Annotated in this window: 22 protein-coding genes and 1 tRNA gene; 7 read left to right on the plus strand and 16 right to left on the minus strand. The window is 43.3% G+C overall.

The genetic code is table 11. The annotated features are described in order from the left end of the window. Positions 1-240 precede the first annotated feature (240 nt). From JMX83_RS03440 to JMX83_RS03450, 3 genes are all read left to right on the plus strand, one after another. Positions 241-771: a DUF2726 domain-containing protein gene (locus JMX83_RS03440; protein ID WP_201599194.1), complete on the plus strand. Its 531-nt coding sequence runs from the start codon at positions 241-243 to the stop codon at positions 769-771. 237 nt (positions 772-1,008) lie between these two features. Next, on the plus strand, positions 1,009-2,463 hold the full coding sequence (locus tag JMX83_RS03445) for a hypothetical protein (protein ID WP_201599195.1): 1,455 nt from the start codon (positions 1,009-1,011) through the stop codon (positions 2,461-2,463). Between the two features lie 194 nt (positions 2,464-2,657). Further along, entirely contained in the window at positions 2,658-3,860 is a 1,203-nt protein-coding gene (locus tag JMX83_RS03450; RefSeq protein WP_201599196.1) for a hypothetical protein, read from the plus strand. 35 nt (positions 3,861-3,895) lie between these two features. On the opposite strand, the gene JMX83_RS03455 is transcribed toward JMX83_RS03450, so the two are convergent. The 16 genes from JMX83_RS03455 to gatC all read right to left on the minus strand — a co-directional run bounded on the left by JMX83_RS03455 (position 3,896) and on the right by gatC (position 20,175). Next, positions 3,896-4,855 carry a DUF1853 family protein gene (locus JMX83_RS03455; RefSeq protein ID WP_201599197.1) on the minus strand — a complete coding sequence of 320 codons (960 nt, stop codon included), beginning with the start codon at positions 4,853-4,855 and terminating at the stop codon, positions 3,896-3,898. A gap of 407 nt (positions 4,856-5,262) precedes the next feature. Continuing rightward, positions 5,263-6,108 (minus strand): hypothetical protein, encoded by an 846-nt coding sequence (locus JMX83_RS03460; protein WP_201599198.1) that lies wholly within the window; start codon positions 6,106-6,108, stop codon positions 5,263-5,265. A 2,260-nt stretch (positions 6,109-8,368) separates the two neighbouring features. Then, positions 8,369-8,680, minus strand: a complete 312-nt coding sequence (locus JMX83_RS03465; protein ID WP_201599199.1) for an addiction module antidote protein — start codon at positions 8,678-8,680, stop codon at positions 8,369-8,371. Beyond that, positions 8,673-8,999, minus strand: coding sequence for a type II toxin-antitoxin system RelE/ParE family toxin (locus tag JMX83_RS03470; protein WP_201599200.1), 327 nt, complete (start codon positions 8,997-8,999; stop codon positions 8,673-8,675). Before JMX83_RS03470 ends, JMX83_RS03465 begins: the two co-directional genes overlap by 8 nt. 297 nt (positions 9,000-9,296) lie before the next feature. After that, complete coding sequence (locus JMX83_RS03475) at positions 9,297-11,795, minus strand: DUF927 domain-containing protein (protein WP_227675701.1); 2,499 nt, start codon at positions 11,793-11,795, stop codon at positions 9,297-9,299. Between the two features lie 106 nt (positions 11,796-11,901). Beyond that, positions 11,902-12,486, minus strand: a complete 585-nt coding sequence (locus tag JMX83_RS03480) for a hypothetical protein (protein ID WP_201599201.1) — start codon at positions 12,484-12,486, stop codon at positions 11,902-11,904. Further along, a complete protein-coding gene (locus tag JMX83_RS03485) occupies positions 12,479-13,009 on the minus strand; it encodes a hypothetical protein (RefSeq protein ID WP_201599202.1) in 531 nt (176 codons plus the stop codon). The genes JMX83_RS03480 and JMX83_RS03485 overlap by 8 nt, the downstream gene beginning before the upstream one ends. Continuing rightward, positions 13,002-13,277 carry a hypothetical protein gene (locus JMX83_RS03490; protein ID WP_201599203.1) on the minus strand — a complete coding sequence of 92 codons (276 nt, stop codon included), beginning with the start codon at positions 13,275-13,277 and terminating at the stop codon, positions 13,002-13,004. The genes JMX83_RS03485 and JMX83_RS03490 overlap by 8 nt, the downstream gene beginning before the upstream one ends. After that, positions 13,278-13,565: a helix-turn-helix domain-containing protein gene (locus tag JMX83_RS03495; RefSeq protein WP_201599204.1), complete on the minus strand. Its 288-nt coding sequence runs from the start codon at positions 13,563-13,565 to the stop codon at positions 13,278-13,280. 4 nt (positions 13,566-13,569) lie between these two features. After that, the gene (locus tag JMX83_RS03500) at positions 13,570-13,860 is read right to left on the minus strand and encodes a helix-turn-helix transcriptional regulator (protein ID WP_227675703.1); all 291 of its coding nucleotides are present in this window, start codon (positions 13,858-13,860) and stop codon (positions 13,570-13,572) included. A gap of 152 nt (positions 13,861-14,012) precedes the next feature. Further along, positions 14,013-15,038, minus strand: coding sequence for a hypothetical protein (locus JMX83_RS03505; protein ID WP_201599205.1), 1,026 nt, complete (start codon positions 15,036-15,038; stop codon positions 14,013-14,015). Between the two features lie 121 nt (positions 15,039-15,159). Continuing rightward, a complete protein-coding gene (locus JMX83_RS03510; RefSeq protein WP_201599206.1) occupies positions 15,160-16,401 on the minus strand; it encodes a tyrosine-type recombinase/integrase in 1,242 nt (413 codons plus the stop codon). 164 nt (positions 16,402-16,565) lie between these two features. Beyond that, positions 16,566-16,642: transfer RNA gene (locus JMX83_RS03515), tRNA-Pro, on the minus strand. 114 nt (positions 16,643-16,756) lie between these two features. Beyond that, positions 16,757-18,283, minus strand: coding sequence for an Asp-tRNA(Asn)/Glu-tRNA(Gln) amidotransferase subunit GatB (gene gatB, locus JMX83_RS03520; RefSeq protein WP_201599207.1), 1,527 nt, complete (start codon positions 18,281-18,283; stop codon positions 16,757-16,759). Next, positions 18,283-19,779: an Asp-tRNA(Asn)/Glu-tRNA(Gln) amidotransferase subunit GatA gene (gatA, locus tag JMX83_RS03525; protein WP_201599208.1), complete on the minus strand. Its 1,497-nt coding sequence runs from the start codon at positions 19,777-19,779 to the stop codon at positions 18,283-18,285. Before gatA ends, gatB begins: the two co-directional genes overlap by 1 nt. A gap of 81 nt (positions 19,780-19,860) precedes the next feature. Next, the gene (gene gatC, locus JMX83_RS03530) at positions 19,861-20,175 is read right to left on the minus strand and encodes an Asp-tRNA(Asn)/Glu-tRNA(Gln) amidotransferase subunit GatC (protein WP_201599209.1); all 315 of its coding nucleotides are present in this window, start codon (positions 20,173-20,175) and stop codon (positions 19,861-19,863) included. A gap of 630 nt (positions 20,176-20,805) precedes the next feature. Here gatC and JMX83_RS03535 point away from each other — a divergent pair. The 4 genes from JMX83_RS03535 (at position 20,806) to JMX83_RS03550 (ending at position 24,302) form a co-directional block, all read left to right on the plus strand. Next, a complete protein-coding gene (locus tag JMX83_RS03535) occupies positions 20,806-21,843 on the plus strand; it encodes a rod shape-determining protein (RefSeq protein ID WP_058024004.1) in 1,038 nt (345 codons plus the stop codon). A 227-nt stretch (positions 21,844-22,070) separates the two neighbouring features. Continuing rightward, on the plus strand, positions 22,071-22,928 hold the full coding sequence (mreC, locus tag JMX83_RS03540; RefSeq protein ID WP_201599210.1) for a rod shape-determining protein MreC: 858 nt from the start codon (positions 22,071-22,073) through the stop codon (positions 22,926-22,928). A 127-nt stretch (positions 22,929-23,055) separates the two neighbouring features. Further along, a complete protein-coding gene (gene mreD / locus JMX83_RS03545) occupies positions 23,056-23,541 on the plus strand; it encodes a rod shape-determining protein MreD (protein ID WP_201599211.1) in 486 nt (161 codons plus the stop codon). A 74-nt stretch (positions 23,542-23,615) separates the two neighbouring features. Further along, positions 23,616-24,302 (plus strand): Maf family protein, encoded by a 687-nt coding sequence (locus JMX83_RS03550; protein WP_201599212.1) that lies wholly within the window; start codon positions 23,616-23,618, stop codon positions 24,300-24,302. Positions 24,303-24,322 lie beyond the last annotated feature (20 nt).

A 24,322-nucleotide genomic window follows, 5' to 3' on the forward strand; every position in this document is an offset into this window, starting at 1 on the left:
TTTTCTTTAGTACTGACTTGAGTTATTATTTAATGATCAAAACACGACATTCGCTGTCGTGTTTTTTGTTTTATCGTTTGCCGATTGGCGCAAGCTTGGTTACGATGAGCACCATTTTTATTACTCATTTTTGTATAACCTGTCAGCCTACAAAGGTTGCCCTGTGGTAATCAGCCGATCATTGATTCTTCAGAGTCGTGGGCGTTAGCTGGTCACTGTTATATTGTATAAGGTAAAACCATGTCATTTGGCGCTATATTTTTAATCTTGGCCGTTGGGTTTTTAGGGCTGATTACGTTACCAAAACTATTGGCAAAACGTCCAGTCGCAGAGCCTGAACCAAAGCCTGTGCGCGGTGATGAGCTGGCTATCTGGCCATTTGCCCCAATGCCAATCATGACCGACACTGAGGTCATATTTTTTAATAAATTAAGAAATGCGCTACCGGAGTATCATATATTTGTGCAGGTTCAGTTGTCACGAATCATTGAAGCCAATAGTGACGAGACATCCGAGCGCAGCTTTTGGTTCAATCGTATCTGTCGCCAGAGTGTTGATTATGTGATCGTGGATGTTGATGCTCAGACCACGCTAGTTGCCATTGAGCTTGATGACTGGACACATAGCAGTAAAGCGCGGCAAAAAGCCGATGATAAAAAAGACAAAGCCCTTGCGAGTGCAGGCATCGCCATCGTTCGTTTTCATGCTGAGCGTATGCCTAGTGCAGACATGTTGAGATATGAGCTAATGCAGGTGATAGAGAGTTATTGATGACTTGTTTTCAGCAGAAAAATGAAATTAGCTGTGTTATGCCCCTTTTTATTGTAACAATACTGTTATATCTGTTTACTTTATAGATAAATTATTTAAATAAGAGTATTATTGCTCCATTCAAAAGCAAACTTAAGTTTTCTATTTATTATCAGACTTCTTGACTGAGTTTGTTTTTAATTAGAGCTAACTTTTGCTACTTCTACTCTTTGAAATATCTCTATAAAGGACTGTGTGATGAAATTTTTTAAATTGAGTACATTGGCGTTAGCGAGTGTATTAGCGTTAGCAGGCTGTGGTGATGATAGTAACGATTCTGTTGGCAACGGCGGCAATACACCAGATGTGCCTGTCAAGCCACCTGTTGATAATAGTCTATCGGAGCTTGACCAAGCAAAAGAGATGATTCGTACTGCCAAGTTATTCGTGAGTGACAACCAAGCAGTCACAGAGGCTTATGAAGGCGCAAGTGATATCCTCACCGACAATCAAAGCACGCGTCTTAATTATACGTTTCATATCCCAAGCGATTTGCAAGAGTATATGAAAGAACAAAATCTCTCAAAGCTTACCGCAGCGAATATTATGGCCTTGTCTAATGATCAAGCATTTGACACCTCGCTGGGTAATATCGTTCTGACACCAGAGTCAGACTTTGTGGCAACACTCAATGCGGATGGGCAGTTTGCTTTGACGGGTACGACCAAAGTGGATGTGCAAGAGTATAATTATATTTATAACCCAACGACTAAAGTTTACGATGAAACTACGGCTATTGTAGATACTTTTACGACTGTATTTGATGGTTATGAAAATGCGCTAAGCTCTAATACAAGTACCTCTAACTTCAATGGCAGCTTAGGTTTTGAAAGCATTAAAATTGGTACTGGTATTGATGCGGTTGTTTTGAGTTCGAGTACCAAGGGCGCAACAGTTAGTGGACAGTTTAGTGATAAAGTTGTGGTTAATGATGACTTTGATATGAATGATGTCAATGAAGCTGGCATTAAACTAGAGAAGGCTGTTATCAAATTAGGTAGTCTAAAATTGTCTGCCAATGATAGTACTATTGAAGCAAAAAATTTAGAGTTTGCAGCATTAGATATCAGTAGAAAGTTGGCAGATAATAGCTTATCTGTCAGAACGATACCTTATAAGATTGCAATAACAGGCAAGTTGACTAAGGCTAAGCCTACTACAGATATAGAGATTACGCTTAACGCAACTGCTAACGATAATGATATAAAGAAATTTATCACTATTGATGGGGCGGATAATATCGAAGAAGCAGCAGACCAATATGTCGGTATGGAAATCGTATTGGCGATCAAAGGAAAGGTGACCAAAGAAAGCGCAACGATTATTCCGCTTGATTTCCAAGCCAACCTCAAGCGCACAGCTCGTAATATTATCGAATTACAAGGCCTCACAGCCAGCGTAGAAGGTAAAAAGTTATTTGTAAAAGGCCAATCTACTTTAGACAATAACTACGATGTAACTGGTACGCAGTTTACAGTTGAACAAAATAAAGCGTCGATCACATTAAAGGTTGATGCTGACGGTGACTTCATCAAAGATAGTATGGGCAAGTTAGGCGATATCATGGTTAATGGTAAAGACTATGGCGATTTGATGGATAATGATGGCAAAATTACCGCTAAGTTTAATGACAATAGTTTAATAATTCTTTAATTGAGCTATGTTCATACCTCACTCTCAGATGTTTCTATTCATGATTGAGGTATAAAAAAGAAAAAAGAGACAGCACCAGCTGTCTCTTTTTTGTGCCCTTTGACAAATGTGAGAAACCAATGTCAACTTCTGCTTCAACTCTATGTCATTTGCTACCTAAAAACATCGTATCATTTCTATATAAACGTATGAGGATGATTATTACACCAACGACTACCAGTATCATTGTGTCTGCTATAGTATCTACCTCTGCAATTGCTCAAAGCGATAGGGTTGATAATGATGCCGGTGTGAATTTTTACCTCAATCCACAAACAATAAACTTCGTAGATGGTAACGCTGAAATAACAGATACTCAGAGTGCTTGGACAGTCATGGCCACTGCGCATAGCCCAACTCAGCCTATATCTGAATTTTTGGACGACTGGGATGCACCTTTAGACTCAGGTGACCATGCTTATGTACAAGGCCGAGCTTCTTTTGAGATTCGTCCTGCGAATAGTGCGATTAGCTATGGTTTAGGATGGCGTTATGATTATTTAATGAGCTTTAGTGAGCAGACTGCTAAGGTCTACTGGCAGTATGAAAACCAGCAGCCCCCAAGCACCAGTCAGACTTATCCTTTGTATTTAGAAGCTAAGCACAATGAAAGAATAGGGGCTAATATTGGTTTTACTAAAAAGGTTTTGCCCAACTGGCAATTAACGACTCGTGCCAACATATGGCAAGGATTGCATGCTTTAGATGGCAAAATAGTAGGTGATTTGAGTACAATCGGACTACCAGCTAGTGAGGTAACAAATATACGCGACAGCTTAGATGAGACGCATGCTGATATCAATTATTATTATGATAAGCCCGCATTAGGCGAAGAAAATCTGGGCTGGAACCCAAACAAGCCTTCAGGATATGGTTATTCGTTTGATTTGCAACTGAAAGGCGATCTATCCGAGAATACAAAATTATCTATTGATGCTTACGATGTACTTGGACGCATGTATTGGAAAGAGATGCCAAGTACCCGTTATACGTTGGATTACGATATCGATGGTCGACCTTTATATACCATAGAAGGGCAGCTTGATACTGATGATGTCACACAGACATTACCATGGCGGGTAGAGGGAAGTCTTCAGCACCAAATAAATAATCACTGGCAGCTTGGTCTACAAGGGCAAGTAAATGATATTCAGGATTTATACCAGCTATCGGCAGGTTATCAGACAGATTATCGTACTTATCCCATGACCATCACAGGACTCATAGAGCCGCAGACGCACGCACTGGGTCTGGCTCTAGACAGTCAATATGGTGGTATCAGACTACTGACAGACAGTCTCGATTGGGGCGAGGCTAAGCGCAGTGAAGTCAGCTTATACGGGCAGTATGCTTGGTAGCTATGATATAAACAAAAGTAGCAGCTCCGCTCAGACTATTCTTTTAGTTGGTCTAACTGTCTTGGATAAATGACAATAGGTCTATCACCTTCAAAATATAAACCTGTCCTAGGTGGCTCATTATCTGACCAAACTATCGGCTGCTGACGATCATCGTAAAAGCCGCGCTTGGTGAACCATTCAATATAATGCGCGGCTCGTAATGAAGCGGCGTCAATCGTCGCAAGAGCGGCTTTATCTCTCTTATCGCACCATTCATGTATCGGAAAGTTTGGCGTTAGCCAATGAGGACAATCATAATCGCCAAGGTCGGTTGTGTTTATCGGTAAAAAGAATCGTCCTTTTATCACACCATAGCGCTTATTTATTTTGACCTGCCCGTGATCTTCCGTATCTACCCACACCGCTCGAAATTGCTTGGTCTGCATGTGCGTCATTTTGCGCTGTAGGTTATCATTAGAGTTAATCCCCACCCAGTTCACAGGCTCAAAAGGCGCTGATCCCATAAAGAACTTGATGGCCAGCTCCCAATGTTCAACCAGCCTCTCTTCATGGTTGTACAAAATCAAATCAAGCTCACCGACAGTCTGCTTACCATTGTACAGCTGCACATTGTTTGCTAGGGTCTCATACGGATGCAGCTTGCGCGCAAAGCCATCTTCTAACCAAAACGATAGCAGTCCCTCAAAATGAAAACCCAGACGATTGGGACTAGGGCGTTTAAGTAAATAACGAGTCAGCTCTTGATAGGCGGCAGTGGTGTCTAGCTCTGTTAATCGCTGCTCATACGCCTCAAACTGAACCTGCCAAAATTGCGCGCTATGAACGGTAACCGCATGGGTGTTCTCATGTGGTGCAAAGTCTAGCCACTGCGTCAAAACATTGGGACATGCCAACACATATGCCAAATCACGTACATAAGGTCGGCGGTAACGCTCCCAAGGTGCGTTATCCATGAGGCGATTAAATGTGGGCTGATTGATAGGCTCGGACATAGGATAGACCAGTGTGAAGAGGTAGCATTTACCCTAACGGCTCGCTCTATAAAAGTCTATAGATGACAAGTATCTGTTAGGGTAGTGCATAGTTGTTTACTTTAGAACATGATACTAATGTGATGGATATGAATGCTGATATCAGGAGGTGATAGCAGGTAGGGTAAAAGGATGCTGAGTATTGTTTTAAGTATTGGCAGTAGCCTTTTTGATATGTTGTTAGGCGCGTTATGTGGTGGTTGCTGCTCCAAATTATGCGGTGTATGCTCTTGCTGAATCATTATCTAGCTCCAATTATGCTGTTGCACTATGTTGTATAACAATCAATAAATAGAGCCTAATAAAATAAAAAGTTATCTGCAGAATTGGAGCAACTAAAGTGACATTTTAGCTAGTAAAATGGTGTTTTAGTCTTTGGTCTGCCTATTACGATGCTTGCTTATGATGTTAGATAATGAGCGTTCTGTATAACCGAGATGTTCAGACTTTCTTTCAAAATAAGAGATTATTTCTCTAGCTGCTTTATCATTGGAATAAATATATTTACCTTTTTCATGCTTTTCACTGAGGTGTTTATCGTGATAAATCAATGCCTTTTGCTGTGAGTTTCTATAGTTGAGAGCTTTTTGTGAACCTCCCTTAGCTCCAATAATTTTATAATTACGTGCTATAACTTCGCTTTCTTCTACATACTCAGATGGGCTTAAACTCTCACCAACTATCGAACCTCCATACATTAATACCGCAGCTTCATGATGCCAACAAGAAACGTCATGAAAATTGAGGTCGAAAGCTAAATAAGCTAACCCCTTATATAAAATCAATCTGATTACTGCCATTAAATTACAGTTTAAAAGCCTATTTTGTTCTTCTGATGTGAATTCTTTTAAAGCATTATGTATTACAGAATTACTTTCTACGTAAACTCCAAATTCAACAGTCATATTTTTGAAAGCTGGCATCACAAATTCATTAAGACCACATTCACAATTATAATCACAGTCACATTCAGGGCTGCCTTTAAAGTCGTTGTTATTTTTATAGTTTAGTTCATTTTCCTTTAAGAATTGGCCAACAACAGACTTTATACTATTTATGAAGGAAAAGTTATTTTCAGATTGAAGTTCACTACATTCATTATCAAGCAGTATCGTTTTTGCAATCTGACTATCCATAGGTTTTGATAAATTGAGTTCAAAATACTTATACATTAACTTATGGTTTCTCGCTTTCTCTTTTTTGCTCTGACTCATATTCACACCTCTACACACCATTAAATCAAAGTAGATATAAGACAAGCCAGCCTAAAACTATATGGATGACTGGCTTTAGATTATTCATCATGCCTTGCAAGATTTTTATTATTATTTGCTCAATCAAAACATCATACAATCCCTAGCCAAATTTAGCACAAAAAAAAGCCAACCATTGAAAACAATGATTGGCTTTTCTCTTTACTGCTATGTTTGGTCGGAACGGCAGGAAGCAAAGTAAAGGCTATATGCCTTGTAATATATAGGTTTGGTAATTTTATATATTAACGATACCAACAATAATACCAACAATCGTTTTTAATAATGCCCTTTTTTGGCTGTTTGCTGCTTCACTCACTATTATTTTGTAATTATTTTCACTGCTTGCCGTTTCAACATTTCTCAACACGGTAGGGCGGTGTAATTGTTCATAGCGTTGTCAGTAGTGACCGCTGCCTAAGTAATTTTTATGCGTCCGCGAAATTAAAAGTTTAGGGGTTGCTTTTTGGCTTCATGGGGTTGTTTCTCTAATAACTGCATACGCTCGCTAATGGCACTTAAATGCGTGCGTATTTCGTGCGTTTCTGTGCGTTTGCTAATTACCACCAATGGCGATTATTTATTGGTGCATCTGCTCAGTAGGTTTTTACGCATTATAAAAAAGGCGTTCACTTGTCCTGAAACTACCTTTAATTCCTTTTAACTTTTTAACATGGCTTTAACCTGATAATTATCGCTGTAAGTCATGCGCTTACGATACTTGTCGCAAAACTACCTTTAACCTCTTTTTGAAACGGTTTTTATTTTGTGCGTGTGGATAGGGGCGGTGTCCTATGGTTTGCCTGTTTAATCTCGATTTATAGCCCCCCTTGATACCTGTACAGAAAGTCCTTTTTTATGGACTCAAGAAAGTCCCCCAGTCTTTTTATAGTAGTCCGAAAAACTGCTCTTTTTATGGACTCGAAGTATTATTTTGATTGCCCTCTAAGATGTCCGAAAACTAGCCAGCATTGGTATAAACTGCACCCGTGCGCGTACTGTTCCCATAACTCTAACGTGTGTAATAACCTGCCTCGTACTTGTTAAGAAACTACCCCTTTTTATGGACTCGCAAAAGTCCCTTTTATGGACTCCGAAAACTAGGTAACGGCAAGATTACGGCAAGGATTAAGCCAGCATTGCGCGGTGTATTATTCGGTTTTGAATGTGAAGTTTTGTGAGGTTCTACTATGTGAGGATTCAGGTTTTCTCAGGTTCTTAATGACAGGTTTTGACAGGTTTTAGCCTTGTGGTGATCTTGGGGTAGTCAGTGCTGCCAACGTTAACAAATGTTAACAGGCAAGGCGGTGCTATTCACTTTTCGATGTTAGGTTTTGTCAGGTTTTTAATTCCGCATTTGAGGTGCGGAACGTTGGGTTTTATTGGGTTCTGCGATGTCCAAAAACCTAGGGGAAACCTTAGGGTTTCTTTACACTATAAAAAGGGCTTGGCAGTGATCGCCTAACGTGTCCGAAAACTATGCTTCTCTATAATTTAATACGGCTATGGAATAGGGTTTTATCTGTGCGCCTTGTACTGTCTGCTCATGCGTCAATTATCTAATGCTGCTAAATGCTCACCTCGTATCATGTGGTATTAAAAGATAGGCTCAAATCTGGGCGTATCTATTTAGGTTTACAGCCCCTTGCTAATTTGGCGTTAAAATTACCTCTTAGACCATACCTAATAAGCGTTTGCGCTTCATTCGTGTTTTAGTGATCCGTAAACACTGGTAAACCTAAATCATGCTTAATACCCCCACCTTTGGGGTTATCTATAATCCGATACAGCCCTACTATAATTTAACCCTAAAATCACCTTATAGCCCGTGATTGGTAAGAGTTTGCGCTCCATTCACTTTTTGGCAGTTCGTAACTAAATAGTTAACTTAAACCACGCTCAATACGCGCAAAACTGCACCTATCTAATTTTTGACGGCTTTATCCTGTTTTGGTGGCATCTATAAGCTGTAGGCTAATGATTGTAATGCTTTGGGCTAACGCTTATCCCATTGGGGGCTGGTGATCGGTAAAACGTGGTAAAAGTAATTGCACTGTTTGGCTGTGTGGTGATCTGCTCCATAAAGGTTTTAAACCTTAACATTTATTAACATGCTGCCAGTGCTCAAACTGATCTCACAATAAGCATCAGGCACGAAAAAAGGCAGACGTTAAACGGCTGCCCCCTTGTTTTAATTGCGCCTTTGCCGTTTTATTGCCGTTTACGCTTCTGCCAGTGGCTCATGGCTGGCTTTAGGGGTCAAGGTCACTTGCAAGCCCATACCATCAATAATCTTTAGCATAGTGTCAAAACGTGGCTTCTCTGATCGCAATGTCTTATAAAGGCTTTCGCGTCTTATGCCTGTCTTTGCTGCCAGCTCGTTCATGCCCTTTGCTTTTGCTACATCATTTAATGCTTCGATAAACTCACTAGGTGCGCCATCAGTCAATATTTCGTTCAGGTAAGCATTGATAAGGGTTTCATCTGTTAGATATTCCGCTACATCAAATCGGCTAGTTTTAATGTTAGTCATTGGGGTGTTCCTTTTCTTGATCCTTAACTTGCTGCCACAAGGTGCAAGCCTTAGAAATATCGTTTGTTTGGCTGTCTTTACTGCCACCTATCAACAATAGATAGAGGGTATCGCCTTGCTTGGCATAATAGACACGGTAACCATTGCCTTTAAATATTCGCATCTCATAGATACCGTTTGTATTGGCTAATGGTTTATGGTCACCAAAGTTACCGCCTTGCGCTCGCTTGATACGTGCCAATATGCCAACTTTGCCTAACGGGTCTTTGAGCTTATGCAACCAACGTTCAAACTGTTCTGTTTGGTCAATATTAATCATAGGGGTAGATTATTAGTAAACTTATAATTTATTGTAAACTTTTGGATAATATATAACAAGCTATGACTGTGCTTGCTGTGTTGTTTATTGTTGATCCATAAAAAAAGGCAGACGATAAACGGCTGCCTTTGATTATTTTTGTCTGCATCTACTTTTGTGCATGGGACAGACGGGACAGACGGGACAGCCCTTACGTGGTATGGCTTACAGCCGTCCCGTTTATGTTTTTAGCAATGGGACAGACGGGACAGAAAAGTTAAAATGTAAAATCCTGTCCCGTTCGTCCCGTTTTGGTTTTTAGCAATGGGACAGCGCAATCCCTTGCTGCATATAGCCTGTCCCGTTCGTCCCGTTTGTCCCGTCCTTTTTCATAGGTTCACAACAAAGTATGTTAGCAGTAACCGCGTAAACAGACGGGCGGTGCTTGCCATTAAATAAAGTATCAGGCGTTTTGTAGATTTTACGGTCACCTTGATTGAGTAGTAACAAGTCGGCTTCCTCTAATACTTGTAAGACTTTGCTTTTGCTAAAAGGCGCACATACGCTGTTAAAAGTTTCTTTAGAAAAATAATAATCCCCCGTATCAGTATTGCGATAGCCTACACGGTTGGGGGTTCTCTCCTCAAAGTCTAAGCGCGTGTTCCTATAACAAGGCTGAAAACGACTTGATCCGTGCTGTTCAATAAACGCCTTGATATGCTCTATGATTTGGCGCTGCTCATGCTCACCATCACGCCCATAGTTATCAAGCCAATTATCTAAGCAAGTCATCACGGCTGTAGTCGCTTGTCCTGCTTGCCAGCCTGTTATACCTGCCTGTGTTGCCAGCTCTCCAGCTGCGCTTACGATAGCGAACCGTTTAGCCACTCTATGCGCTTGTGCTGTCAGGTCGCTGTACTGGCTCATAAAGCTACTTACAAGCTGCCCAGCGTTGGCGGTGGTCGCTGCCTTGTCACTGGTGATATGTTCTAGCCATGCAATGCCAGCTGATCCATAGTAAGCGTGTGACAGCTCTTTGATCCTGTCGGCTTGTGCTTCGCTTGTGTCTGCCAGTACCAAACTATCAAACGTTTTTAACCCTTTGCCAGCATCAGCATCTATATGCGCCACTCGAACCTCAATACCTGCATTGGTTTTTTGTCCTGCTTGTGCCATGAAGTTTTGTAGCGACTCCTCACCATTAGACAGAAAGATAATGCGCCATGTTTTGGCTATGCGATTGTGTCCCGTGGTGGTGCTTCGTCCTTTACCTTGACCATTAGCCAGCATATAAACGGTTTTACCTACTATTTTGGGATCACATTCGCTGATCTCATCAAGTGGCAGAAAACTGTCATTGTGCTCGCTTGCTGTGCCTTCTAGGGCATTGTCAGTGCTACGCCATGTCTTAACGTACCTGTCAGGATTGCCCCATACACTAGCAGCCAATTTAAGCGATAATGACTTGCCCATGCTCGATGAGCCTAAGAGGTGAAAACCGCCCCCGTCATACTCTAATAATTCCAGTAATTGACCAGCGAACGCGCAAGCAATAGAGAAAACAAAACGGCTTTGATCGGCTAGGGGTTTGCACAGCTTATCGCGCCATTGATCTAATGTGCCTTGCTGGATTAGGGTGCTGTTAATACTATTTGCAGACTGATAGACAATAAGCTGCTTACCATCGCTGCCTATGGCTCTGTCAGGTAATATATATTGCTTATCGTGCCAGCCCAGCTTATCCACGCATAACGCCCGTTTGTGGATAGGGTAGTTTTGAATATAGGTGTCTAAGTAATTGCGCTGTTTGGGGTTGGTGGTAATGTTCAATCCTTGACTAGCAAGCTCTTTGCGGTATTCCCTTGCATCGCCTTGCAGTAGTGATAACGGCATTGACCACGTATGTAGCACGCTATCATCATCACGCCACTGTAATAACCGCCCCCATGTACCGCTGCTTGTGTCCCGTGTCTTAGCGATAACCTCTATCGGTGAACAAACAAACGCCTTAAACTTGAAAGTAATGTTTGCTGGGTCATCATCGTTATATTTCACAAAAAACAGCCCATCGTGGTAGAGCTCAAAACGCCCATCACTGTAGATCATTGGTTCATTCAGCTGTGGATCATCGCGCCATTCAGGATAGTAGGCAGTATCTTGTAAATTGATTAGCTGGGTGTCATCAGCTGCCAGTATCGCTTCATAGCTGTCATGCTGCAGCATGGTGACGATATGAGCCACCGTAACCAATGCCTGAGCCTTTACACCTGCCAATAGGTTGATTAAACCCTTATCATCAAGCGTTATAGGTACAGTTACTTGTGATCCGCTGCTCCAGTGCTGCACCATCTTTTTAAGGCATTGCTTGGTTTTGTGAGGGCTAATGATGATTGTTTTATCGCTGCCCATTAGGTAGCTGTAAACATCAATACCATCATCTATATTATCGAACGCTATCACCTCACTGGCTTTATTTGGCTCACCAATGACGATAGCGCCATACCCTGTAGGATCAATGACAATGGGCTTTGCTTTACTGTTTGGTGTATAGAATACCGCGCCTACTATATCGCCTTGTTTGTCGTGCAAACGTAGGGCTATCGTGCCAGCTGTCGGTACTATTTGCGCGTCATCTGTAGTAAGATTGTCGGTAATACTTAGCAAGCTGTCAGGCGGTAGTAGCGCGATTAGCTTTGTCAAAGTAGGATCATCTGCCAGCCCTTGCCGTGTGGCTGCATCAAAACTATTCATTACCACTGTAAAGCCTGTGCTAAATGCACGGGCTTTTTCATGGCTGTCTGTTGGTGTAGTGGTCATCTAGTCCCCCTTGCTTGTGACTGGTTCGGCTTGCGCTGCTCTCTATATTTTTTATAGTAGCTTTTGCGCTTGGCGTGCTTACGGCTTTGCTTTGGTGGGTAGGTTTTCATTGTTCGCCCCCCTTGCCGTAACGGGTCATTGCTAGGGTTTCTTTGATTGAACTTAACTGGCTTTGTAATAAGTCGTGCCACGTGTCAGTGGTGTCATGCGTTAAGCGTGCCATTGATATAGCAACATGAGTTTCTATTTTTTCATAGTGAATAAGTGCTAATAGTTTGCCAATGTCACTTATAACAACGGCTGCGCTTTCAAGATCACAAGCAATATCTGATAACTCATGTGACGACATAATGATAACTTCGGTGTCATCTGCTTCGGTTATGTCTATTACTATGCGTTGGCTGGCTTGGCTGCCCCTGTATAGCGTGGCTATCGCTTGGCGGTTGGCTGGCGTGTCGTGAAATAGTGAGGGTAAGACGTAGCAGTCATCATGATAAGCCCTACCATCAGCGCGATATAGGCACTCAACATTGCCAATATTGATGGTTAGGCAGTCTTTTGACTTTTGGACTAGCTTATATGTGCCATTGCCCACAGACGGACACAGAACGCTATCACCTGCCTTGAATGTGGCTGGTGCGCTGTTGGTAGTGGTTTGAGTGTTTGAGGTCGTACGGATTGAATTAGGCATGATAGCCTCCTGTTAATTTTTGAGTATGTGCCACGCTATACGGTAAAAGTATAGGGTGACGGGTCTTACTCTCGGTCTTAACAGTGACCGCCCCGCATATTCGCCCAAAGGCTATTTTATTTTGCAGCGTCAACCCGTCATAGTCGGTTAGCAAATGGTTTGCTATAGATATGATGGTTTGCCCCCTTGATGCGCTTAGGTGCGCTTGTGGGGCTATGCTTGAATGGATAGGGACAGCTTGAGAGGCTGCGCTATTATCAGGCACAAAAAAAGCCAAAGGTTTACGACTTGGCAAGTCGCTGTTAAGTTTTGAGAGGTCTATATAGTAACCGCTGCTATCATCGGTTGCAATCTGTTTTGGTTGTACTTGCTGGCACGCTACCAATGACAGTAGCAAGCCAATACCTGCCACCCATGCCATAAAGATAGTAAATCTTAGCAGTAAGCCACGTTTACCCGTCTGTTTGCGACTGTGCGCCCCGTGGTGGGCTGTTAGATTAGGTTTGGTATGGTTATCACTCATGACCTGTTACCTCCAACTCAGGCAGTAAGATAAGCCCGTCCATCTGTTCGCTTAAAATGGTTGCCAGCTCACTATTAGCGAGTAGGGCAGACCTTACAGCGACTATTACGCCCCTACTGGTGTCATCATCGGTATGGATAGCACTAAGCGCCATTGCTAGGCTCTCAGCATCGTGTGATAGGTCTTGTATGCGGTCATTAATGACAGACAGATAATAGCTATCTACTGCCACTAGGCGCGGTTCTAATATGTCGTTTGATTGGCTCATTTAGTTCACCTCACTGTTAGATAGTTCGCTTTCAAGTAATGTCTGCTCATCAAGCCAATAGACCGAAAACCGCTTGTCATTGTGCGTGACTATCTCGCTTTGAATGGTTAGCCCTGCGGTTCTCAGGTCATGTATGCGCTGTGCTAAGCATGTGATCTGATAAAGGCGGTAAGCGTCCCATGTGGTAATGGTTGCGCCTGTCATCAGGTGTGCTCTAACAGTGTCAATCTGTGTCTTAGGTGCTGGCTCATTGGTCACTGGGGCGGTGGTGGTTGCTGTGGTCATCATGGCTCTATACCTCGCTTGTGGTTGAGGTGTGAGAATTAAGCCATTCGTGAACGTCTGCATAGCTCCACGCTGTCATGGTAGGGCTTAGCTTTCTGCCAGCTGGGAAACGCCCGTCCTTGCTCCATTCAAACAAGGTGGTTTTGCTAAAAGGTAAGAACGGCAAAATGTCCTTTGCTCTGCCCATACCAGTAGTAGGCAGTTGCATAGCTGGACTGTTTGCGTTGGTTGGTTCGGTATCGTGCAAGGTGTTATCAGTAAAAGGAATTACTGGGGTGTTTTGGGTTGGGTGTGTCATTGTGTGTAGCTCCACTAAATGACGCTACGGCATGTAACGTCCAGTGGTTCTACTTTAGGGGGTGGGGTTATTTGCAGCACCCTAGCTGGGGTGAAGTCACGCCCTAAATGGGGTATGAGTTTATTTTGGGGTGGTGTCTAATCATGGTTATATTATTTCTTTTTTGCATCACTCAAAATAGAATTAGCATCACTAAAGCGAGTTTCTAAAGTGCTTTTACCTTGTCCGTATATTCCTTTATCTGTAATTTCACTAATAATGACTGCTTGGCTTGAAAATGGTTGTTTATGGTCAATTCCTTTAGGCGTGACCATCAATTCTAATAATAAGCCTATGGTAGTCTGATAGCTTTTTTCGGTACGTTCACTCAATTGTTGATAGTCACCAGCTGGCTTGTCTGCCAGTGCTGCATTAGCTTGTGCTAATTGGTTCTCAAGGTCTGATATTCTTTTTTCTGCTACCTGTTGAGTTAAAGCTGTCTTTTTCTTTGTGCTTTCAAAGTTGCGTTTGCAGTAGTCGTAATCTGACTCAAGATTTTTATAATCTACTGATAACTTATCTAACTCATTTTTGCATTTGTCTAGCTGCTCTCTACTACTTTTATATAGCTTCTCTCGGATTTCGTAAAGAGCTTCAGGTGATCCTTTCTTGTTGAATAGTTCTTGATATTGAGCTTTGAGCTTCTCGTTATCAGCTCTCAATATATCGTATTCTTTAGGCAAGCCTTGATAGAATGCTAACTCGTCACCCTCGCTTGTGTAGTCTGCATCTGTTATATCGGGTGACTCAGTATTAAATATTATTTGTTCAGGTATCTGCATACCTAAATTAACTAGCTGTTCTACAAATCTCTTTTTGCCAAAACCTAGCTTATAAATTGGACTGCCTGTTCCAATACCTTTATGGTCGATACACTCTTTTAACTCATGAGTAATAGACTCAAAAGTAATATAGGGTTCGCAAGTTGATTGCTCGTAACTACTGCATACATACACGGCTTTGACTGAGTGTGGGGTAATCAGTAGTAAATAAGTCTGCTTTCTTAGAAATGAGCTTGTTACAAGTTCAAAGGCTTCTTGTAGAGTGCCTTTGCCATGTTCTGATACAAAAGAAACGCTATCAAAAATTGATATGAACTGTTTATCTTTACGCTGTTTTTGTTGTTCAAAAAAACTCATGTTCACACCTTTACACACCCTTAATTCAAAATAGGTGCAAGGCAGTGCCAGCCTAAAGGTGTGTGAACGGCTGGCTTTCGGGTAATTAGTCCTAGCCTTGCATAGTTGTTACAGCATGGTATTAGCCATGCTTTTGTGTTTGTTGTTTGAAGTCTGCACGGATCACATTATCCATCTTGCCAGCATAAGCATTATCAATGAAGTTCGCCCATTCATTCATCATCTTGGTTCTATAGGGTAAATGCTGCGCTCCGTTGTATGCCTTGCTGATCTTGTTTTCTTTCTCATGTGCTAGCTGTAGCTCTATCGCTTCGTGCATATATTCCTGTTCATGTAGGGTAGTGCTGGCAAGTCCACGGAAACCGTGCCCTGTCATACGCCCTTTATAACCCATGCGCCATAGGGCAGTGATAAAAGCATTGGTACTGTATGGCTTACGGGTCGAGGGATTAAAGAAAACGTATTGATCCGAAAAACCTAGCGCCTTGATCTGCTCCAGTATCGCCATTGTTTGCGGTGCAAGTGGTACTAGGTGCGGTCTATCCATTTTCATTTTATCAGATGGTATGCGCCACAGCTTATCTTTGTAGTCTATTTCTGACCATTCCATGAACCTAAGTTCCTGAGTACGCACAAACGTATAGCATAAAAACCATAAGCCCAGCTTCACCAGTAGATCACCATCATAGGCGTTAATGTCTTGAAGTAGTTTAGGTAGTTGCTGGCTGGTCACACGGCTATGGTGCTTCACCTTATGCGGTTTTAGTGCTTCGGTTAGGTCGGTGGCTGGGTTGAGGTTGGTTAAGCCTTCACGTATGGCTTGTTTGAATATCTGCCCCGTTTGACGCATTGCACGCCTTGCCATATCACTAGCGCCCCTCGCTTCGATAGCTTTACCGATAGCCAAAACATCAGGCGCGGTTATGTCCTCTATATTCATGTGACCAATGACGGGCTTAATATCGCGCTGGTACTGTGAATAGTCACGGCTATAGGTGGTAGGGGCTATGTGTGCTTTGCGGTCATCGTGCCAACGCTGGGCTATAGTATCGAACGCCCTTGATCCGTCATTGTCTGCTTGTGTCTTTTTCTTATCGTCTTTTGGGTTGATACCATCAGCTATTAGTCTTTTGATCTCAATATTGCGCTGTCGTGCATTCTGTAGGCTCATTACTGGGTAAGTGCCAATAGTGAGGGTTTGCTGCTTACCTTGCCAGCGGTAGGCGCTGATCCATGACTTAACGCCCGTATAACGCACCCATAATTGAAGCCCGTTACCATCACTATGTTTATCAGGTCGCTTTGTATCAATCGAGGTGGGGCTAGGGGCTAGCTTGTTGATACTGGTATGGGTTAGGGGCATGGGGTCTATCCTTTGTTGGTATTGTCCATGTTGGTATTGCTCGATACCAACAATAATACCAACATTCTATATGGAACGCCATACACCTACAAAGTGGTGAAAACCTGAAAAACGCCCAAAATAAAGGGCAGACGGTCTATGACGGTCTGCCCTAAATCTATGTTTGGTCGGAACGGCAGGATTTGAACCTGCGACCACTACACCCCCAGTGTAGTGCGCTACCAGACTGCGCTACGCCCCGAGTGACTGACTATTTTACGCAAAATTATGTATATTGCAAGGGCTATTTATATCAGCCAAAATCTACCACATTATTCTACGCATTACAGTCAGCTTCTCTACTGCATAGGGAGTGTTAACCCAACAGCTCTTTTAGAATTTGGTTCACTTGCTGCGGGTTAGCACTACCGCGGCTGGCTTTCATGACTTGACCGACCAGACCGTTAAAGGCTTTTTCTTTACCACCGCGATATTCTTCAACCATCGCTTCATTTTTTGCGATGACTTCTTCGACCATTGCTTTGATAGCGCCAGTATCGGTCTCTTGCTTGAGGCCTTTTTCTTTGATGATCTTATCTGCGGCATCATCATCGTTGCCGCCTTCACGCTCATATAGCGCACTAAAGACTTTCTTGGCCAGTTTGCCAGATAGCGTGTCATCTTTGATACGCTTAAGCATACCAGCCAATTGCTTGGCGCTGATAGGAGAGTCGACAATATCTTTATCATCTTTGTTGAGAGCACCAAGTAGATCGCCCATCACCCAGTTGCCAGCCATTTTGGCATCTGCTTGCCCAACTTCTGCGACCACAGCTTCAAAATAATCAGCAATTTGACGACTACCAGTCAAGATACGAGCGTCATATTCTGACAGACCAAGCGCTTCTTCAAAGCGTGCGCGGCGAGCGACTGGCAGCTCTGGCATTGCTGCTTTGATCTCATCAACGGTATGTTGCTCGATACGGACAGGTAGCAGATCAGGATCAGGGAAGTAGCGATAGTCGTTGGCGTCTTCTTTGGTACGCATGGTACGCGTTTCGTCACGCTCTGGATCATATAGCATGGTTGCTTGTACGACTTTGCCACCATCTTCTAGGATATCGATTTGACGTTCGATTTCACGATTGATAGCACGCTCGATAAAGCGGAACGAGTTTAGGTTTTTCAGCTCAGTACGTGTACCAAGATCAGCGCCTGGCTTGCGCACAGAGACGTTACAGTCACAGCGGAATGAGCCTTCGGCCATCACGGCGTCTGAGATACCTAGCCACGTGACCAGCTGATGAATGGCTTTGATGTAGGCAAGTGCTTCGTGAGCTGAGCGCATGTCTGGCTCAGAGACGATTTCGATTAGTGGCGTGCCAGCACGGTTGAGATCGACACCCGTCATACCATCGACGGCATCATGTACCGATTTACCGGCATCTTCTTCTAGATGCGCGCGAGTGATACCCATACGTTTAGGGTATTCGTTCTTTTCACCTTCATTAACCACGACATCGATATAGCCAACGCCTACGATAGGATTGGCCATCTGGGTGATTTGATAGCCTTTAGGCAGGTCAGGGTAAAAGTAGTTTTTGCGGTCAAAGGTATTGAACAAACCTAGCTCAGCATTGACGCCGATACCGAATTTTAGCGCGCGATCGACCACACCAGCATTTAGTACGGGTAATACGCCAGGCAGACCCAAATCAACGATACTGGCTTGGCTGTTTGGTTCATGACCAAAGTCAGTCGGCGCACTTGAGAATATTTTACTTTCTGTATTTAGCTGGCAGTGAATCTCGATACCGATGACCACTTCATAGCCATCGACAAATAGCTCTTTACGCACAGCGTGTTCACGGACGGCATTGTTATCAGTAGTAGCTGTACTCATTATACCGTCTCCTTTGCGATGGTAGAGTGTTGTAGGTGATGATCAGTATGCTGCTGGAATAGATGCGCAGTCGTGAGCAATTGACTCTCTTGCCAATGCTTACCGATTAATTGCAAGCCAATAGGTAGGCCTTCTGTCGTCAAACCAACTGGCTGACTGAGGGCGGGTAGACCCGCTAGGTTGACCGCGATGGTATAAACGTCACCTAAATACATCGTTGCAGGATCTAGGTCTTCACTGAGCTTATAAGCCGCAGTCGGTGCAGTTGGGCTAGCAATCACATCACAGCTAGCAAATGCTTCATCGAAATCTTTAACGATTAAGCGGCGAATCTTCTGTGCTTTAGTATAGTAAGCATCGAAGTAACCAGCAGATAGCGCATAAGTCCCGGTCAAGATACGGCGCTGTACTTCAGGGCCAAAGCCTTCAGAACGTGAGCGCGTGTATAGATCGATAAGGTCCGTTGGGTTTTCACAGCGATAGCCAAAGCGTACGCCATCGAAGCGTGACAAGTTCGAAGACGCTTCGGCAGGTGCTAGCATATAATAGGTGGCAAGCGTGATCTCAGGATCAGTGATGTTTACTTCTACAATCGTTGCGCCTAATTCTTCGTATTTCTTTAAAGCGGCACGTGCTGCTTGTTCGACTTCGCTATCAAGCCCTGTACCAAAGTATTCTTTAGCCACACCAATACGCAAACCGTCAAATGGCTTATCACCAGCCGCAGCCTCTGCATCATTGATGTCTTGTACATAGTTAGGCATATCGTATTTGATCGAAGTGGCATCGCGTGGATCGTGACCAATCATTGGCTGTAGCAAATAAGCACAATCTTTTGCACTGCGTCCCATGCTACCAGCTTGATCTAGACTTGAGGCATAGGCAATCATACCAAAGCGTGACACACGGCCATAAGTAGGCTTGATACCTGTTAAGCCACAGAATGAGGCAGGCTGACGAATAGAGCCACCTGTATCACTACCGGTAGCAACAGGGACAAAACCTGCGGCAACGGCGGCGGCACTACCACCTGACGAGCCACCAGGGACGCGCTCTAGGTTCCAAGGGTTCTGTACCGTGCCATAGTATGAGCTGCTGTTATCTGAGCCCATCGCAAACTCATCCATATTGAGCTTACCTAAGCTAATCATGCCCGCTTTGTCGATGTTAGAGACGATAGTCGCGTCATATGGTGAGACAAAGTTATGCAGCATCTTAGAGCCACAAGTCGTCAGTACGCCTTGGGTACAAAAGATGTCTTTGTGCGCCATCGGTACGCCAAGTAGTGGACGCTGATCGCCTTGTGCACGCATCTCGTCAGCGGCTTTTGCTTGTGCGCGTGCTGTCTCAGAGGTATGCGTGATAAAGCTATTGATCTTGCTATCTAGCGCATCGATACGCTTAATGTAATGCTCAGTTAATTCTGCGCTGCTAAATTGTTTGTTTTGCAAGCCAGCAATCAGCTGCTCGGTACTTAATAAATGAAGTTCAGACATAAGGTGTCGTCCGTCAAAATGTGAATAGCATAAAATAAAATAGGATAATGGCAAATGCGTGGTTGTGTTATTCAGCCAATATTATTCAATCACCTGAGGTACAAGGTATAAGCCCTCTTCGACAGCAGGGGCGACTGACTGATTGCGCTCGCGATTGATATCGTGTTTGGCTACATCAGCACGTAACTCTTGGCAAGCTTCATGGATATTGGCTAGTGGTTTGATGTCTGTGGTATCAACGTTAGATAAGGTATGCATCAATTTTAATACTTTACTGATATCATCGGCATAGCTATCGGCAGTGCTTTCATCGACACCCAAGCGCGCAAGGTTGGCAACTTCTAGGATTTCTTCGCGGCTGACAGTGTTGTCAGACGTTGCTGGTTGCTGAGACATAGTTTCTCCAGTTAAGGACAGTTTTGTTAGAGTTAGAATGGTTGACTACGATAGTCAGGATACGTAAGCACTAAAATACAATTGGCGATAAAGTTGGCTTATTATAAAGCATCTGACCCAAGTTTACAGAGCATGAGGCTTGATTGGTGCACAATATCCATCAACACACCGTATCAATCAGGGCAGAGTGCCGACATAGCAATATACAAATACTTGCAAAACTGACCGAATAATTCATGATTGATTTTCAATTGCTTCCCAATTAGGTTCTAAAATACGTTACAGTATGCACCTACTACTAAGCAAAACAATTATCTGCCTGTAGAGCCTTGTTAGTTATCACATTAAAAGCGGTTTCATTGAGTTGAATGATAGTCACTACTATTTCAAACTTTGTAACAACTTTTAGCGTCTCAGACAAAATTCCTTGCTTACTGATGCAAATACCTATGTTTTTTTTGAGCTAAATCGGTATAATTTAGCTCAGTTTTTCATATCATCATTATTGCTTAGGTTTGACTGGTTGCGATGATTCACTTTCGCTCCCGTTAATGTCTAACGACGACCTGCTCAACACTGACGAGTAACACCTCAGTCAATCTCATTCGCCTCATTCGTAAGACGCTGGATATATTAGTCATGAACCTGTTTGGATTTTTATCAAATAATATCGCTATCGACCTCGGTACTGCGAACACCCTTATTTTTATTCCTAATAAAGGCGTCGTACTTGACGAGCCTACGGTGGTCGCATTACGAAGCAATCGTACTCAAAACCCGACCGTCGCTGCTGTGGGTATCGATGCCAAGCAAATGCTGGGTCGTACGCCTGCCAATATCACAGCGATTCGCCCGCTAAAAGACGGTGTGATTGCTGATTTTGAAGTGACGCAAAAAATGCTAAAACACTTCATCACTAAGGTAAAAGCCAAGCGTTTTATGGCACAGCCTAACGTGGTGGTATGTGTGCCATGTAAGTCTACCTTGGTTGAGCGTAAGGCGATTCGTGAGGCAGTATCATCAGCAGGCGCGAGCAAAGTGTTATTGCTAGAAGAGCCAATGGCTGCGGCTATCGGTGCTGGCATGCCTGTTCATGAAGCCAGTGGTTCTATGGTTGTTGATATCGGTGGTGGTACAACTGAGATTGCCGTTATCGCGCTATCTGGTTGCGTCTATGCTGAGTCTATCCGTATCGGTGGCGACATGTTTGATGAGGCGATTATTACACATGTGCGCCGTACGCATGGTTGTGTGATTGGTGAGACGACCGCTGAGCGCATCAAAAAAGAAGTTGGCTCTGCATTGAATGAAAATAGCCAGCTAGAAGTAGAGGTTCGTGGTCGTAGCATGGCAGAAGGCGTACCAAAGACCTTTATCGTCAATTCAGAAGAAGTACAAAAAGCATTGACTGACCCATTAAGCGGTATTATCAGCGCAGTCAAAGTCGCCCTTGAGCAGACGCCGCCAGAGTTGTCATCAGACATCGCAGAGCGTGGTATCGTATTGACGGGTGGTGGCGCATTGCTACGCGATCTTGACAAGCTTATCTCACAAGAGACTGGCTTACCAGTGACGGTAGCAGAAGACCCATTAACCTGTGTTAGCCGTGGTGGTGGTATCGCCCTTGATTTCATCAATAACAAAAGCCTGAACATGATTTTTGTGTAAACAGCTTTTGCTCATGAGTGTTATGCCCACATACCTTTGCTATCGCTATTATCCCGCTTCAGGATGGCTGACATAACCCATGAGATGACAAGTAAATAACATTAAAGGTAGCCAATTGCGCTGCCTTTAATTGCATTAATCCATGCTAGAACCCGATATCACCGATAAACATTCATGCTCTAAATAAGTGCTATTGCTCATTTTAGAATTCTTAAATTAGACGACTTATGACTCCAAGTATCTTTGCGCGCCAAGCGTTATCACTTCGTAAGACTGCCATTGTATTGATAGCAGCCTTGATACTGATGTGGTTTGATAGCAAAAACTCGGAATGGTTCAATCCAGTACGTAGTACCAGTCATGCTGCCATGCAGCCTATTTATGAGATGTCTCTATTACCGAGCTATGCCAAGCATTGGGCGAGTGGTAGTTTGCAGTCAAAAGAAGCGCTGCGCCGCGAAAACATGCAACTAAAATCACAACTCATCCATGCACATGCCAAACTGCAGCAACAAGATTATATCTTGGCGCAAAACGCACGCTTGCAGGGGATTTTATCAACCACTAAGCCTGAGCAGTTTGATCTAAACTTAGCTCAAGTCATTGGTACAGATACCAACTTGCTCAGACAGATTGTTGTGCTCAATAAAGGCAAGCAAGATGGTGTACAAGTGGGACAAACGGTCATCGATGAAGATGGTATTTTAGGACAGATCATTAACGTCTATCCTAATACAAGCCGTTTGTTGTTGATTACAGATGAGCAGCAGTCAGTGGCTGTCACTGTCAAACGTACTGGTCAGCGTGCTATCGTAACAGGCCAAGGTATCCCATCTGCACTGAGCCTAAACTATGTCTTTAAGACTTCAGATGTGCGTGTGGGTGATGAGTTGGTATCATCTGGTTTGGGTGGGCGAATTCCAGCGGGCTATCGTGTTGGCCGCATTGCACACATCAAAGATGAGCAAGCGGATAATTTTAGAAGTATCGAGGTTACGCCCTCTGCAAACTTCATTGATAATGCGTACGTATTGATACTCCAAGACAAGCTACTCAATAAAAACGACACTGCTATTGGTCAGTAGCAAAGATACATTAACACTTTATGCAAAACTACCAAATGGCTCATCAAATTTTTTGTCCATAGTATCCTATCAATATTCAATCAACCATCTCACAGTAGCCACTATACAATCGCTAAGGTAAGTACTCATGTCGTATCCTGATTCTGAGAATTCAACGGCACTGTTGATTGTGGTCATTGTTCTAAGCTTTATCATTGCTTCATCGCTCAATGTCTATCCATTAAGTCCAAGTATGGCAACACTGCGGCCCATGATTATGATTATGGTGCTGATATATTGGCTACTGTTCCAGCCGCGCTATGTGGGTATCTTTACTGCATTTACCATCGGGCTTATTGCAGATTTGCTGATGGACACCCATCTAGGTCAGCAAGCCTTTGCCGCTGTCGTGGTGGCACTAGTGATCAAAATTACTAGTATCTATGTTAGACAACTAAATACCATCAGCGCATGGTTGATAGCCAGTTTAGGGTTAGTTGTTTTTCAGCTAAATTTATGGATGCTGCAGATGTTTATCCAAAATACTTTTATCGCAAAATCTGCTTTGTCGCTTATGATGAGTATTATCAGCTGGCCACTTGTCTTATTGGCTTTACGCAAATTTGCGCGTTGATGATATTTATTAACTTACCTATAGAATATCTAAAAAATACATACCTCATAAATCTGTAAATGAAGAGAAGAGCGATGGATATCATTTTAGCGTCTGGTTCGCCGCGCCGTCGAGAGCTACTAGCAAGAGCACAGTTAGATTTTAGAGTGTTGAGCGTAGATATTGATGAAACGCCGCAAGATAATGAGTTACCCAAAGACTATATTGAACGTATGGTCGCTACCAAAGCCATAGCTGCCATAGAGCAACTAAACGAAACGTTAGAAATCGATGAGAACGGTGTCAGCGAATCAATTATCATTTTGACTTCTGATACCATCGGTGTGTTACCAGATGGCAAGACAGTACTGGTCAAACCGACCGATCGTGAGCACGCTTATAGCATGTGGCAGCAGATGTCAGATAATATCCATGAAGTATGGACTGCCGTACAAGCCACCAAAATACAGCGGCTACCTAAAGTAATAGAATACAATGCATCAGAGCGCACTCAAGCGTTTCAGATTATCGACCAGCAGCAAATTACTGAGCGTACAGAAGTGACCTTCATACCGTTGACTATAGAGATGATGAGCAATTATTGGGACAGTGGGGAGCCTGCTGATAAAGCGGGTGGCTATGGTATTCAGGGTTTGGGTGCTGCTTGGGTGAGTCGTATCAACGGCAGTTATACCAATGTCGTTGGGTTGCCACTGGCGCAAACGCTGGCCTTAATCAAAGACATGATAGAAGGCAGTGAGGATATTGTTGAACCGTTATAATTACATATGCACATAATGAC

It is taken from the genome of Psychrobacter piscatorii (assembly GCF_904846415.1).
GTDB lineage: Bacteria > Pseudomonadota > Gammaproteobacteria > Pseudomonadales > Moraxellaceae > Psychrobacter > Psychrobacter piscatorii.